The 14,384-nt window shown below is 62.1% G+C and carries 11 protein-coding genes and 1 riboswitch; of the genes, 9 read left to right on the top strand and 2 right to left on the bottom strand.

The genetic code is table 11. The features are described from left to right. The first annotated feature begins 48 nt into the window (after positions 1-48). The 5 genes from metE (at position 49) to PQR53_RS12580 (ending at position 8,003) form a co-directional block, all read left to right on the top strand. Positions 49-2,340, top strand: a complete 2,292-nt coding sequence (gene metE, locus PQR53_RS12600; protein ID WP_408453803.1) for a 5-methyltetrahydropteroyltriglutamate--homocysteine S-methyltransferase — start codon at positions 49-51, stop codon at positions 2,338-2,340. A 235-nt stretch (positions 2,341-2,575) separates the two neighbouring features. Next, positions 2,576-3,859, top strand: a complete 1,284-nt coding sequence (locus PQR53_RS12595) for a cystathionine gamma-synthase family protein (RefSeq protein WP_408453801.1) — start codon at positions 2,576-2,578, stop codon at positions 3,857-3,859. Between the two features lie 60 nt (positions 3,860-3,919). Further along, positions 3,920-4,116, top strand: a riboswitch (cobalamin riboswitch). Positions 4,117-4,263: 147 nt separating this feature from the next. After that, positions 4,264-6,183, top strand: a complete 1,920-nt coding sequence (locus PQR53_RS12590; protein WP_408454293.1) for a TonB-dependent receptor domain-containing protein — start codon at positions 4,264-4,266, stop codon at positions 6,181-6,183. Between the two features lie 189 nt (positions 6,184-6,372). Beyond that, on the top strand, positions 6,373-6,819 hold the full coding sequence (locus PQR53_RS12585) for an SRPBCC family protein (protein WP_408453798.1): 447 nt from the start codon (positions 6,373-6,375) through the stop codon (positions 6,817-6,819). Positions 6,820-6,965: 146 nt separating this feature from the next. Further along, the gene (locus tag PQR53_RS12580) at positions 6,966-8,003 is read left to right on the top strand and encodes a LacI family DNA-binding transcriptional regulator (RefSeq protein ID WP_408453795.1); all 1,038 of its coding nucleotides are present in this window, start codon (positions 6,966-6,968) and stop codon (positions 8,001-8,003) included. 66 nt (positions 8,004-8,069) lie between these two features. On the opposite strand, the gene PQR53_RS12575 is transcribed toward PQR53_RS12580, so the two are convergent. Together PQR53_RS12575 and PQR53_RS12570 are read right to left on the bottom strand one after the other, a co-directional pair. After that, positions 8,070-9,476, bottom strand: a complete 1,407-nt coding sequence (locus tag PQR53_RS12575) for an amidohydrolase family protein (protein ID WP_408453792.1) — start codon at positions 9,474-9,476, stop codon at positions 8,070-8,072. A gap of 11 nt (positions 9,477-9,487) precedes the next feature. Continuing rightward, positions 9,488-10,843, bottom strand: coding sequence for an amidohydrolase family protein (locus tag PQR53_RS12570; RefSeq protein ID WP_408453790.1), 1,356 nt, complete (start codon positions 10,841-10,843; stop codon positions 9,488-9,490). A 348-nt stretch (positions 10,844-11,191) separates the two neighbouring features. Here PQR53_RS12570 and PQR53_RS12565 point away from each other — a divergent pair, with 348 nt between their 5' ends. The 4 genes from PQR53_RS12565 to PQR53_RS12550 all read left to right on the top strand — a co-directional run bounded on the left by PQR53_RS12565 (position 11,192) and on the right by PQR53_RS12550 (position 14,383). Then, positions 11,192-12,097, top strand: a complete 906-nt coding sequence (locus tag PQR53_RS12565; protein WP_408453788.1) for a dioxygenase family protein — start codon at positions 11,192-11,194, stop codon at positions 12,095-12,097. A gap of 23 nt (positions 12,098-12,120) precedes the next feature. After that, entirely contained in the window at positions 12,121-12,867 is a 747-nt protein-coding gene (locus PQR53_RS12560; RefSeq protein WP_408453784.1) for an SDR family NAD(P)-dependent oxidoreductase, read from the top strand. 89 nt (positions 12,868-12,956) lie between these two features. After that, positions 12,957-13,835 (top strand): beta-keto acid cleavage family enzyme, encoded by an 879-nt coding sequence (locus tag PQR53_RS12555; protein ID WP_408453782.1) that lies wholly within the window; start codon positions 12,957-12,959, stop codon positions 13,833-13,835. Further along, the gene (locus PQR53_RS12550) at positions 13,832-14,383 is read left to right on the top strand and encodes a gamma carbonic anhydrase family protein (RefSeq protein ID WP_408453779.1); all 552 of its coding nucleotides are present in this window, start codon (positions 13,832-13,834) and stop codon (positions 14,381-14,383) included. The genes PQR53_RS12555 and PQR53_RS12550 overlap by 4 nt, the downstream gene beginning before the upstream one ends. Position 14,384 lies beyond the last annotated feature (1 nt).

Raw genomic sequence — 14,384 nt, 5'->3', positions numbered from 1 at the left:
TTCGCTACGATCCACGGATCCGCAACCCGACCGAATCAAGGCGACACGATGGCAACAACACATAACCTGGGCTTCCCGCGTATCGGTGCGAAGCGCGAACTGAAATTCGCGCTCGAGTCGTACTGGAAAGGCGAGTCCTCGCTCGGCGAACTGAAAGCGTTGGGCACCCAGCTGCGTCAGCGTCACTGGGCACACCAGGCCGAGCTCGGCTTCGCGGCCGTCGGCGATTTTGCCTTCTACGACCAGGTGCTGGACATGAGCTTCGCGCTGGGCAACCTGCCGGAACGGGTGCGCGGCTTCCACGGCGATAGCCTCGATAACTACTTTCGCGTCGCGCGCGGCCGTTCGGCCAGAGGCGCCGAGGACCACAGCGCATGCTGCGGCGGTGTGGCCGCCGGCGAGATGACCAAGTGGTTCGACACCAACTATCACTACATCGTCCCCGAGTTCAGCGCGGGTACCGAATTCAGGCTCGATTCGTCGCGCCTGCTCGAACAACTGGCCGAGGCGAGAGCACAAGGCGTCAAAGCCAAGCCGGTGATCATCGGCCCGGTGACCTATCTGGCACTCGGCAAGTCCAAGGACGACTCTGACAAGCTCGCCCTGTTGCCGCGGCTGCTGCCGGTTTACGCGGAACTGCTGAACACACTCGCGGCGCAAGGCGTCGAATGGGTTCAGATCGACGAGCCGATTCTCGTCACCGAATTGTCAACGCAATGGCAGCAGGCTTTTAAGGCTGCCTACCAGGCGCTCGCCAATGGCAAAGTCAAGCTCCTGCTGGCGACTTACTTCGGTCAGTTGCTCGATAACCTGTCGCTTGCCTGCAATCTGCCGGTGCAGGGCCTGCATCTCGATGCGATCAATGCCCGTGCCGAAGTCGATGCAGTGATTGCCCAACTGCCCAGGGATCGCGTGCTGTCGCTCGGTGTGATCAACGGCCGCAACATCTGGAAGACCGATCTGGCGAGCGTCCTCGACTGGCTTGAACCGGTCGCGAGGCAACTGCGCGAGCGCCTCTGGATCGCACCGTCCTGCTCGCTGCTGCACGTGCCGGTGGACCTCGAGAGCGAGCAGAAACTGGATGCGGAAGTCCGCTCGTGGCTGGCCTTCGCCTTGCAGAAGCTGGGTGAACTGAAGGTGCTGGCCATCGCGGTGAACCAGGGCCGCGATGCCGTCAAGGCAGAACTCGCCGCGAACAGCGCCGCCATTGCCGCACGCCGCGCTTCGCCGCGCGTGAATAACCCAGAGGTTAAAGCCGCATTAGCGAAGATCAATCCGGCATTGGGTCAACGCAAAAATGTCTATTCGACGCGCGCCGCCAGGCAGGCTGAGTTGCTGAACCTGCCCGCCTTCCCCACCACGACCATCGGCTCGTTCCCGCAAACCGGCGACATCCGCCATGCGCGCAGCCAGTTCAGGAGCGGTGCGCTGGACGAAGCCGGCTACAAGGCCGCGATGCGCGCCGAGATTGAACGCAGCGTGCGCGAACAGGAAGCGCTTGGTCTGGACGTGCTCGTGCATGGCGAAGCCGAGCGCAACGACATGGTGGAATACTTCGGCGAACAGCTCGATGGCTACGCGTTCAGCCAGTTCGGCTGGGTGCAGTCGTATGGTTCGCGTTGCGTCAAGCCGCCGGTTCTGTTCGGCGACATCAGCCGTCCGAACGCGATGACCGTCGAATGGATCAAGTACGCGCAGTCGCTCACCAGCAAGCCGATGAAAGGCATGCTGACCGGCCCGGTCACGATTCTGAACTGGTCGTTCGTGCGTGACGACCAGCCGCGTTCGGTATCGTGCTACCAGTTGGCACTGGCGATCCGCGAAGAAGTGCTGGACCTCGAAAAGGCCGGCGTGCGCGTGATCCAGATCGACGAGGCCGCCTTACGCGAAGGCTTGCCGCTGCGTCAGTCGCAATGGAAAGAATACCTCGACTGGGCAGTGCAATCTTTCCGCATCACGGCGAACGGCGTGGAAGACGAGACGCAGATCCACACGCATATGTGCTATTCGGAATTCAACGACATCATCGCGTCGATCGCCGACATGGACGCCGACGTGATCACCATCGAGACCTCGCGCTCCGATATGGAACTGCTGGACGCGTTCGACAACTTCAACTACCCGAACGAAATCGGCCCAGGCGTGTACGACATTCATTCGCCGAACATCCCGACGCAGGAGCACATCGTGCAACTGATGAAGAAGGCCGCCGAGCGCATTCCGGCGCAGCGCCTGTGGGTGAATCCGGACTGCGGTCTGAAGACGCGGCAGTGGGAAGAAGTCATTCCGGCCCTGACCAACATGGTGGCGGCTGCCAGGACGCTGCGCGCTTCCGTCTAAGGCGCACGCGCCGTCGCCAACGCGCCGTCGCAAACGCGCCGTCTGGCATTTTTTGCGACGAGGCCGGCCACCTTCGGGTGGCCGTTTTCATTGCCCGTCGCGTTCCTCGCTGTGAATCGTTGCCATGGAGTAGCATGACCAAGCGCTTACCCAAAGAGCGATCCTCCTAGGCGTATTGCGCGCCGCGACTGCAACCACCGTTCGATCTTCCCCCCGACATGGCACGGAGCAAAGCATGGCCTATCGCAACTATCACAAACGCACGATTGCCGAGCGCGATCTGCATCCCGAAACCCAGATGATGTCGTACGGCTACGATCCCTTCCTGTCGGAAGGATCGGTGAAGCCGCCCGTCTTTCTGACCTCGACATTTGCGTTTCGCACCGCCGAGGACGGCGCCGACTTCTTCGATATGGTGTCGGGCCGCAAGCCTTCACCGGAAGGCGAAAGCGCGGGCCTCGTGTATAGCCGCTTCAATCACCCGAACCTCGAGATTGTCGAGGATCGTCTGGCGTTGCTCGACGGCTCCGAAGCCGCTGTCGTGACGTCGAGCGGCATGTCCGCTATCGCGGCAATCCTGCTGGCATTCCTGCGGCCCGGTGACTGCGTGGTGCAGTCCGTGCCGCTTTATGGCGGCACCGAAACGCTGATTGCAAAGTTTCTGCCGGAATGGGGCATCCAGTCCGAGGTGATCGACGACGGTCTTTCGGTGGAAGCGATCCGCAACGCGCTCGAAGCGGCGGCGCAAAAGGGCAGCGTGCGGATGTGCTACATCGAGACGCCCGCCAATCCGACGGATGCATTGTTCGATATGGAAGGCCTGCGTCGCGAGATCGATGCGTTCGAAACACGCCACGGCTATCGTCCTCTGTCCGTATGCGACAACACGCTGCTCGGTCCGTTGTATCAGAAGCCGGCGAAGCAAGGCATCGACCTGAGCGTGTATTCGCTGACAAAGTACATCGGCGGTCATAGCGATCTGGTGGCGGGCGGCGTCACCGGCAACCGGAGTCTCATCACGAAAGTGCGCGCGATCCGCAGCATGCTGGGCTCGCAACTCGATCCGCATTCGTCATGGATGATTACGCGCTCCATGGAGACCCTCGTGCTGCGCATGGAGCAGGCTGCGCGCAGCGGCAGCACCGTCGCGCGATGGCTTGAGACCAATCCGTATCGCCCGGTCAAGGTTCTTCATCCGGAACTGATTGACGACCCCACCTACCAGGCGGTGTATCGGCGCCAATGCACCGGGCCCGGATCGACGTTTGCTTTTGTGCTCGACGGTGGCCGTGAGCAGGCGTTCAGACTCATCAACGGCCTGACGTTGTTCAAGTCCGCTGTGAGCCTGGGCGGTACGGAGTCGCTGATCTGTCATCCCGCCTCGACGACGCATTCGGGCGTGCCGGCAGAGGCGCGCGCCAAAGCAGGCGTGTCGGAGGGATTGATTCGGGTATCGGTGGGATTGGAGCATCCGGATGATCTGATCGCGGACCTGTCGTACGCGCTGGAACACTGTTGACGCGAACGCGAACAGCGTACCGCCAGCGCCTTGGTAATTGACGGGAACCATCACGCATCGGTAACCTTGCGCCTTGATGGTTCCCTCAGCTGGGATCAAAAGGGAACGCAGTACGAGCAGCAATGCTCCGAGTCTGCGGCTGCCCCCGCAACTGTAAGCGGCGAGTCCGTGCCATTCATGACCACTGGGACACCGGGAAGGTCGGCACGGGACGTTGACCCGCGAGCCAGGAGACCTGCCATCACACCGAGGTCTGCGCAGCCGCACCGGGCGGGGTGTCCCGATGCGCAAGCACCGCCTGTGCGGCGCCCGTTGCAACGACAGCCCGAGCCTCAGGATCTGTGATGTCCACTGTAGTTCAAACCGGTTCCCCGCAAGGAACCTTGCGCCGACGCGTCGTCGGCATGTATAGCGTTCTCGCCGCGTTGTCAGTCTGCGCATCGCAGGTCGCACAGGCCGCGGACGACACGTCGTTGCCAACACCGGCACAGGCGCCGGCTGAAACCACGCTGCCGAATATCGTCGTCACCGGCGACACGCAGCACCTGCCGCAATCGTTCGACCAACGCTATGCGACGACCCAGGTCCTGACGCGCGCCGATCTCGAGCGTCTGTCTCCGGCCGACCCGAGTATCACGCAAGCCCTCGCCACGCTGCCCGGCGTCACCGTTTCGCAAAACGGCGGCCCAGGTTCATTTGCCTCGGTCAGCATCCGGGGTTCATCCGGAAGTCAGGTCGCCGTGTTTATCGACGGCATCCGGGTCGGCTCCGTCACCACCGGCCAGGCCGCGTGGGCGGATCTTCCAACCTCGGCGTTCGACCGTGTCGAAGTCATCTCGGGGCCGGCGGCCGCGTCGTTCGGTGCGGCTGCGATGGGGGGTGTCGTGCAGTTGTTCACCAACCATGCGTCCAATCAGCCGAACCAGACCACGATCTCCGCAGGCGGCGGTTCGAACAAAACCTTCGACACGCAAATCCGGACCTCGGGCACGATCCCTTCCTCGGGTCCGCTCTCGGCACTGTCCGGGCTGACCTACTCGCTCGGCCTGCACGACTACAACACCGCAGGGATCGATGCGACCCAGCCGTATGCGTTTGGTCACGAGGATGGCCGCAACCCGTACCATGCGCAGGACGTGGACGCGCGCCTCGGCTATGCGCGTGACAACTGGTCGCTCTCCACGTTCGCCCTGTACCACAAGTCCGATCTCTCGTATGACAGTGCCGGTAGCGCCGACCGGCAGCTCGATCATCAGTTGACGACGGGCCTCGCGTTTCACTGGGACATCACGCCGACCACCCAGTTTGATCAGTCGGTGGGCTATGCCACCGACCGCCAGTTCCTCTACGCAAACGATCCCACCATTCCGACCGATGAGATCGACTCGACGCGTTTCAGCACGTCGACCTCGTTGACCCATCAGGAAAAGGGGGCGACGCTGTTCGGTCTGCCACTATCCGGAGAGACGAAGCTCGCCTACGACTTCAGCCGCGAGCAAGCTTTCCTGCCGGTCGATATCCCGCAGGGCGTGCCGACGCGCAACGATTCAGCGGTGTCACTCCATCAGTCAACCACGCTCGGTGCACTGACCGTGTTCCTTGCGGGCCGTCACGAGATTGTTCAGGGACAGTCGGTCAATACCGGCAATGTCGTCGTGGCCTATGCGATCACACCGGTTTATACGGCGCGGCTTTCGTACGGCAATGCATTCCGTCTGCCGACCTTCAACGACCTGTACTTCCCGGGCTTTGGGAATCCAAACCTGTTGCCCGAGCGCAGCGACACGATCGAAGCGGCGCTGGACGCAACGACCTCGTTCGGCACCTTCACGGCCGCCGTTTATGACACACGTGTCCATGACCTCATCTCGTACAACTCCGCGACATTTCTGCCCGTGAATATCGGACAGGCGCACATCCAGGGCATCGATCTGTCGTACAGGGGCACGCTCGGCAAATCGACGCCTGTCAGTCTCGCGATCGGGCTGCTGAATCCACAGGACGTGACCGACCAAACGTGGCTCAATCGCCGTCCGCGCCAGACGGTCAGTCTGAGTGTCGATCACACGTGGGACGAGTTCCAGCTTCACGCGCTCAGCACCGGGGTCTCACTGCTTTATGGCGGATCGACCTTCGACGATCAGGCTAACTCGATCTATCTACCGTCGTACACAACGGTCGCTTTGCGTGCCGCTTATAAGGTCAATTCGCATCTCACCGTGTCGGCGAATCTGTCGAATCTGTTTAACCGGCAGTACGCCACTGCATACGGGTACAACACGTTGGGACGCACGGCGTTTGGAAAGCTGACTTATACGTTCTAAGCGGTAAATGGCCCTCCCTCCCGGCGGCCTGAACGTCTGGGAGGGCGCCAGTTCCGGTCCTCACTCTGGACAGATCGATAGACCGTCGCGTGCCCAGGGTTTTTCCTGATCTCAATCGATGTCGATATCCGGATCATCGAGTCGTCGTAGGAGTATGTCCAACTTCTCCAGGTGAAAGGCCAACACACCATGACTACCGGAACCGTCAATCTTCATCGCGTCTTGCGCGCGACGCCCGAACGTATCTATCGGGCCTTCCTCGAACCCGATGCGGTAGCGAAGTGGCTGCCGCCCTATGGCTTCACCTGCCAGGTCCATCATCTGGATGCCCGCGTGGGTGGCACTCACAAGATGTCGTTCCGCAATTTCACCACCGGCAACAGCCACTCGTTCGGCGGCGAGTATGTCGAACTGGTGCCGTTCGAGACAATCCGCTACACGGACCGATTCGACGATACCAACCTGCCTGGCGAGATGCAGGTCACCGTTTCATTGCGGCAGGTGGTCTGCGGGACCGAGGTCACCATCACGCAGGCAGGCGTGCCCGAGGTCATTCCGGTGGAGATGTGCTACCTCGGCTGGCAGGAGTCGCTTGCTCAGCTGGCTAAGCTGGTTGAGCCGGAAATTCCGGATTGACCGACGGCACCGGCATGGGGAGGCGATCTGTTGTTCGGGGTGACGCCCGCTTGTTTATGTCGCCCACGCGTCGCAACATTCGATCGCCGGCGAATAACGACGCGCTAAAATAGGACGTTGCCCTTTTCGCACAGACGTGCCCGTCCATGACGATCAAGAGACGCTCGACAATAAGCGAGCTTGCGGCGCTAGCCGGTGTTCATGCGTCCACCGTGTCCCGCGTGATGAACCCGGCCACGCGCCACCTGATCGGCGCCGAAGTCGCAGACCGTGTGCTCAAGGCCGCCCAGAAGCTCAACTACTCGCCTAACCGGATTGCGGCTACCTTGCGAACCAGCCGCTCGGGCACCATCGGGGTCATCCTGCCGGACATCACCAACCCGATCTTTCCGCCCATCTGCCGCGGTATCGAGGACGAGCTCGCCAAGCGAGGCATGCTGCCGTTGATCGCGAATGCGGCGGGCACGTCGGAGCGCAAGCGTTTCGTGGTCGATCAGATGGTGGGTCGGCGCGTCGACGGACTGATTCTCGCCACCGCCGAGCGAAACGACCCCGTGCTCATGCATTGCCTGGAAGAGGGGCTTCCGGTCGTCGTCGTCAACCGCAGCGACGATAGCGGCCGCGTGTCCTGCGTGGTCGGCGACAGCCACCTGGCGATGCGGCTGGCCGTCGCTCATCTGACCCAGCTTGGGCACAGCCACATCGCGCACGTTGGCGGCCCCATCGAGCTGTCTACCGGTTTCCAGCGCAAGCAGGGGTTTCTCGACGCGCTCAAGGAAAACAACCTGAAACTGAGTGCGTGCCCTGTCGTGCAAAGCGACGCTTATTCACGTCCGGCAGGCAAGGCCGCTTGCAGCGCGCTGCTGGAAAAGCGCAAGAAAATCACGGCGATCGTCGCGGGCAACGATCTGATCGCGCTCGGCTGCTACGACGCGCTGCGCGCGGCGGGGTTGCGCTGTCCGGACGATGTTTCGGTGATCGGTCACAACGACATGCCCCTGATGGACTCCGTCGCGCCCGCCATGACCACCATTCATCTGCCCTTGTACGAGATGGGCGCAAGGGCGGCCGCATTGATCATCGATACCTTGCAGGGAAGCGGCAAGGGGAACGTCAACGTGGTTTTGCGGCCCGAGTTGATGATCCGCGAATCGACCGCGGCGCCCTCGCCGACGCGCGCCTAAAGTGCGCCCGGCGCGCCGCGCGCCCGGCACGAGGCGTGATGGCCCGGCAACGTCCCGGGCCTGAGATCAAAGTGCCGCGGTTTGCGGCAACGCCAGAGCCTGGAGGATTCGCGCTCCGGCTTTTTCCGCGTCTCGCAGTGCTTGCACCGGCCGCTTCAGGGATTGGTAGCGATACTTCTGCAACTGCCCCTTCACCATGACCGTGTGGACGTTCGCCACGCTGCCATGAAAGACGACGGCTTGCACGGGGTCCAGACGCGGCTGGAAGTGCGCATGATCCCATCCGAGCAACGTCAGATCGGCTTCCTTGCCCGGGGTCACGGAGCCGGTGCGATTCGCGAGCCCCAGCGCACGTGCGCCATGAATCGTCGCCGAACGTAAGATGTCGCGGGCATGGACCGTGAAGCGCTCGGGCATCTGCCCTTCCTGATGCAGACGCGAGTTGGCAAGCGCGCGTTCCAGTTGCACCGCAAAGCGCATCTGCGAAAACATGTCGGCGCTCACACTGGACACCACGTCCGTACCGAGCACGACATTTCCGCCCGCCGCACGCACCCTGCCGGTAATGGGCAGGCCGTGTCCCATCTGCATCTCCACTTCCGGTGTGACGGTAATGCTCACACCCGCATCGACGGCCATCGCGATCTCGTCGTCGGCAAGGCGATTACCATGCGTGAGGTTGATATCCGGCCCTAGCAGGCCTGCCTTGCCGAGCGCACGAATATGCGGCACATACGCTGCTCCGTACATCCCTACCGCTACGTGCATGCTGGACATGATGCCGAGCGAACGCGCCAGTTCGATGTCAGCGCGCGTGACTTCCGGGGTCGCGAAATCAGGACCCCGCATCGACAGACCGAGCGTCACCAGATCATCGTCGGAGGTGAGCCGGTGCTTGCGGACCCGGACCACGTCGTCGAGATGCGGTGTGGTGCTCTGGTAGTACCACTTGCCGACGTCGTCGCCTGGCGTACCGTGGCCGAACACGGCGCGAATACCGGAGTCCTGAAGACCGTCGATTGCACGGTCGGTGTGATCCGGCGTATTGAGAATGTGCGCCCAGTCGAACACTGTCGTCACACCCGCTTCCATCTGCTCGAGCGCGCCGATGAAAGTGGACAGATAAACGTCGTGCGGCGTGAACTGCCTGCCGGCCGCGCCGAGGGCATGCTGCAGATAGTCGTTAAAGGTCCAGTCGCCTGCACAGCCTTTCATCACCGTCTGCCACAGATGCAAGTGAGTGTTGACGAAACCCGGGATCAGCACCTTGTGCTGCCCGTCGATCACAGCGGCGTGCGGCGCCTCGATTGACGGCGCGACCTCGACGATCTTGCCGTCCTTGACGAGCACGTCGCCAATCAGGTCGCCGATCGCGTCATCCATCGAGATGATATGCGCCTGGCGGATAAGAATCGGCCGGCCCGGCACAAAGGTCCCGGCTGCTTCGGTAGCGGTCTGGTTACGCGTATTCAAAGTACGTCTCCTTACTGAATATCCGACGGTTGAATGCCGAGCGCGCCGACAATCCGGCTGCTCGTGCGTTGCAGCGCCTCCATGACGGCTCCCACGTCGTCGTGAATGAGCCTGCCATGGCGCTTGCGCCAATTGCCGGCCACCATCACGGAGTCGATATTTGACTGGTTCGCGTGCATGACGACCGCTGAAACGGGATCATGGACGGGTTGCATGTTGAGGGAGCGGGTGGAAATCATCACGAGATCCGCCTGCTTGCCCGGCGCGAGTGAGCCGATCGCCTCTTCCTGCCCCAGCATGCGTGCGCCTTCAATCGTGATCCACGCGAGCGCGTCGCGGGTGCGCACACGGCTCTTGCCACCAATTCCACCTGCCTTGCGTGCGGCGATGTTGTCCAGCGCGCGCTGATGCGACAGCGTGATGCGCGCCGCAGTCAACATGTCGCCGGACAATGCCGATTCGATATCACTTCCCAGTGACGGCCTGACACCGAGGTCACGCAGGCGCCCTACGATGGGATGCCCGTGACCGGAGATCATTTCGCTTTCGCCCGTGACGGTAAAGCTCACCCCCGCGTCGATAAAGCGCGATAGCTGTTCGTCCGGCAGATCGTTGCCGTGAACGATGTTGATCGACTTGTCGAGAAGCCCCGCGGCCTCCAGTTTGGCCCACCCGTCCGGACTCCTCGCGGGACCGCCGCCCTGGTGCATCGAGGCGATCAGGCCGAATTCACGCGCGAGCGTGAAATCCTCCAGCGCCACCTCAAGGGTCGAATAGTGCGGCCCGAGAATCGCCAGACCCAGGCTCAACAAGCCGTCATCCGGCCCGAGTTCGCGCATGAGACGCACGACCTCGCTGCGCGGATGCGGCACCTCCCAGAACGGCCGCTGGCCCGGTACGGGGTCCGGTTTGGGCGTGCCATGCATGAACGTTGCGCGAATTCCCGCCTGCCTCAAGCCCTCGATTGCCGCGTCGGAATGAAGTGGCGTCGGATTGTTGTGGCACCAGTCCACCAGTGTCGTCGTGCCATTCTCAAGCTGGTTCAGCGCGCCGGCTAACGTCGTGATCCGGATGTCCTCCGGTTCGAATTGAGTGGCGAGCCCCGCATGCACCCAACGGAAGTACTCGGGCAAGGTCCAGTTCGATGCGATCGTGCGCAGGCCAGCCTGCCAGGTATGCAGGTGGGCATTGACAAGGCCTGGAATGACGATGAAGTCCGTCGCATCCACGACGGTGGCCCCGGGCGACTCAAGTCCCTGCCCCAAGGCCGCGATACGCGTGCCGTCGATCAGAATGTCGCCGCGAAAGTCGCCCTGCGTCTCGTCCATGGTGACGACAAGTGCGTTCTTGATCAGTGTGTAAGCCATTAGTACTCTTTTCCCGTCTGCAGATGACTGCGCCGCTTCAACGAACAACCGGCGTGCGGCACCGTGAATTACTCTTTCAAACTTTACGCATTAATGCAATCGATTGCATCAATGTACGCCTGCCGCCAGATCCCAAAACCAGGTGTTTACCCATACATCCACATTCGTGTCACAAAGCGCAAAACACTTTTCATATTTCGAATCTAGCGCTATTTTCGACCAAAAAACCACCGTCGGAGTCCACCTGCCTTGGAAAGGCCATTGGTATCGAGGGCACAGACCGACCTTGACAGTCCCAAATACGCGCCATAGTATGCAATCGATTGCACGAACTGACGAGAAGTGGACATGAACGAATTAACTGCCCAGGGCATCATCGAAAACGCCGATGCCGTGACCGGAATCGTGGAAGCCGCAATGCGCAACACGACCAATCCGCGTCTGAAACAGATTCTGCTTGCGCTGGTCAGGCACAGCCACGCGTTTCTGCGCGAGGTGCGTCTCACCGACCAGGAGTTCGAACAAGGACACGCGTTCCTGAAAGAAGTCGGCCTGAGCTGCAACGACTTGCATAACGAGGTGGTTCTACTCGCCGACGTGCTCGGAATCTCGACGCTGGTCACGCTGCTGAATAACTCCAACCCGCAAGAACGTACTTCCGGCGCACTGCTTGGACCGTTTTTCCGGGGTGGCGCGCCACGTTACGAAAACGGCGCGAACATCGCCGCCGAGGGCTCACCGGGCAAGCCGCTATTCGTGAGGGCGAAAGTGCGGAACGCACGCCGCGAACCAATTGCGGGTGCACAAGTGGACGTGTGGCAGGCTTCGCCGATCGGCCTTTACGAAAACCAGGATCCGGAGCAACCGGAAATGAATCTGCGCGGCCAGTTCCGTACGGATGAGCACGGCGAATTCTATTTCCGCAGCGTACGTCCGTCCGGTTATCCCGTGCCGACGCACGGACCGGTGGGGCCGCTGCTGGCCGCCCAGCAACGGCATCCTTACCGCCCGGCGCACATTCACTTCGTCGTCATCGCAGAGGGCTACGACACGCTCGTGACGCAAGTGTTCGCCGACGATTCCGACCACCTGAATTCCGACGTCGCCTTCGGTGTGACGCGCGACCTGGTCGGCCGCTATGAACTGCGCGAAACGGGGGCACCGGAGCCCGTCGACGGATCGTTTTACACGCTTGACTATGACTTCGTGCTGGCTGAAGGCACGCCGACCTATCCGGTCCCCCCGATCAAATAAACACCGCTATAAAGAGGCTCAAGATGTCCGATTCACTTGAAGGAAAAAGCGTAGTTGTTATCGGCGGCACCGGTGGCATTGGTGCTGCGACGAGCCGGCGCTTCGCCGCCGCGGGCGCACGCGTCGTCGTCGCAGCCCAGTCCATCGAGAACGCGCAGGAGGTCGTTGCGGGATTGCCCGGCGTCGGTCACTTCGCAGCCAAGGTGTTCATCGAGAACAGCGATACGCTGAAGCAGCTCGCTGAAGACGTGGCAGTCCGCTATGGCCATGTCGACGTGCTCGTCAATGCAGCGGGATTCACCAGGCCGGTCCCGCACGCTGACCTCGACGCACTGACCGATGAACTCATCGACGACATCATGCGCGTCAACTTGCGTGCCCAGTTTGCCGCCGTGCGCGCCTTTCGTGCGTTGCTTGACAGGTCCGGCGCGGGCCTGATCGTGAATGTGTCGTCGATCTCCGGATCGAACGGCATCGGCAGCAACATCGCCTATTGCGCTGCGAAGGCGGGTCTCGATGTGATGACCATGTCGCTCGCACGCGTGCTCGCACCGCGGGTGCGGATCCTGAACGTGTCGCCGGGGGTGGTGGACACAGGATTCGTGCCGGGCCGCAGCGCCGACTTCAACGACAAGGTCGCCGGCACGACACCGCTACGCCGCATCGGCACCGCTGACGACATCGCCCAGGCAATCGAGGCGTGCGCGACACAGCTGACGTTCAGCACGGGCACCACCATCGTCGTCGACGGCGGACGACGCCTCGGCTAGCCAGGCATCGCGAGTGCCGGCACCGGCTTTGTCCCAGCTCTGTCCCGGCGCGTCCGCGTGTCACAACCCGATACAGGAGAGTCCTACTGATGCATTCCCGCAAAACCATCATTACCTGCGCCATCACGGGCAACCTGACGAAGCCGGAGCAACATCCGGGACTTCCGATAACGCCTGCGCAGATTGCGCAATCCGCACTTGAAGCCGCCGCTGCCGGTGCTTCAGTCGCCCATATTCACGTGCGGGATCCGGCCACGGGCCGGCCCTCGATGGAACTGGATCTGTACCGCGAAGTCATTCAGCTGATTCGCGCCGCCGACCCGCACCTCATCATCAACCTGACCACCGGTCCCGGCGGCCGCTTCGTACCCAGCGAGGACGATCCGAAGATTGCCGGCGCCGGTACGACGCTCCTGCGCCCGGAAAAGCGGGTCGAACATATCGCGGCGCTCAAGCCCGATATCTGCAGCCTTGACCTGAATACGATGAACTCCGGCGCCCAGGTGGTGATCAATACGCCACGCAATGTCACGCGCATGGCTCACATCATTCGTGAGGCGGGTGTCAAACCGGAACTCGAAATATTCGATACCGGCGACATTCATCTGGCGCTGGATCTCATCAAGGACGGTGTGCTCGACGGCCCCGGCTTGTGGACGCTCGTGACCGGGGTGAAATACGGCTTCTCGGCAACCCCGGAGACACTGCTCTATGCGCGCAACCTGTTGCCGGCCGGCGCCGTGTGGTCGGCCTTCGGGGTTGGCCGCTACGAGTTTCCCATCGTCGGTCAAGCGTGGCTGGCAGGCGGCCATGTGCGCGTGGGTCTCGAAGACAATATTTACATCTCTCGCGGCGTGCTTGCCGAGAGCAACGCGCAGCTAGTGGCCCGGGCACGGGACATCGTGCTGTCGATGGGCGGGGAAATCGCTTCGGCACGCGAAGCGCGTGATCTGCTGGAATTGCCGTGAACGTGCTCGAGTCCTTCGCCCATCTGCGCGTGCGGCCGCGCGTCCACTCGAGCGCGTTCGTGGCAGCGGGGGCCGCCGTCATCGGCGATGTCGAGATTGGCGCACGCTCCTCGATCTGGTTCAACTGCGTGCTGCGCGGCGACGTCCAGCGCATTTCAGTGGGAACCGGCACCAACATCCAGGATGGATCGGTCGTCCACTGCTCGACCAACGGCCGCCCGACGGTTATCGGCGATGCCGTGTCCGTGGGACACGGCGCCATTCTGCATTCCTGCACGATCGAAGACACCGGCTTTGTCGGCTTCGGCGCGCGCGTGCTCGATGGCGCGGTGATCCGCAGCGGCGGCATGCTGGCCGCCGGCGCGGTTTTGACACCGGGCAAGGTGATCGGCACGGGCGAACTGTGGGTGGGCAATCCCGCCAGGCTGTTTCGCGTCATGGACAGCAACGAGGTGAGCGCGTTCGGCGTGATCGCCGAGCGCTATGCGGCACTTGCTCTCGCCTACCAGAACGGCGGAACCGAAAACGTCATCTACCAGGAAAACTAAC

The organism is Paraburkholderia fungorum (assembly GCF_046027605.1).
GTDB classification, from domain to species: Bacteria; Pseudomonadota; Gammaproteobacteria; order Burkholderiales; family Burkholderiaceae; genus Paraburkholderia; species Paraburkholderia fungorum_F.
This window is presented reverse-complemented; position numbering and strand designations above follow the sequence as displayed.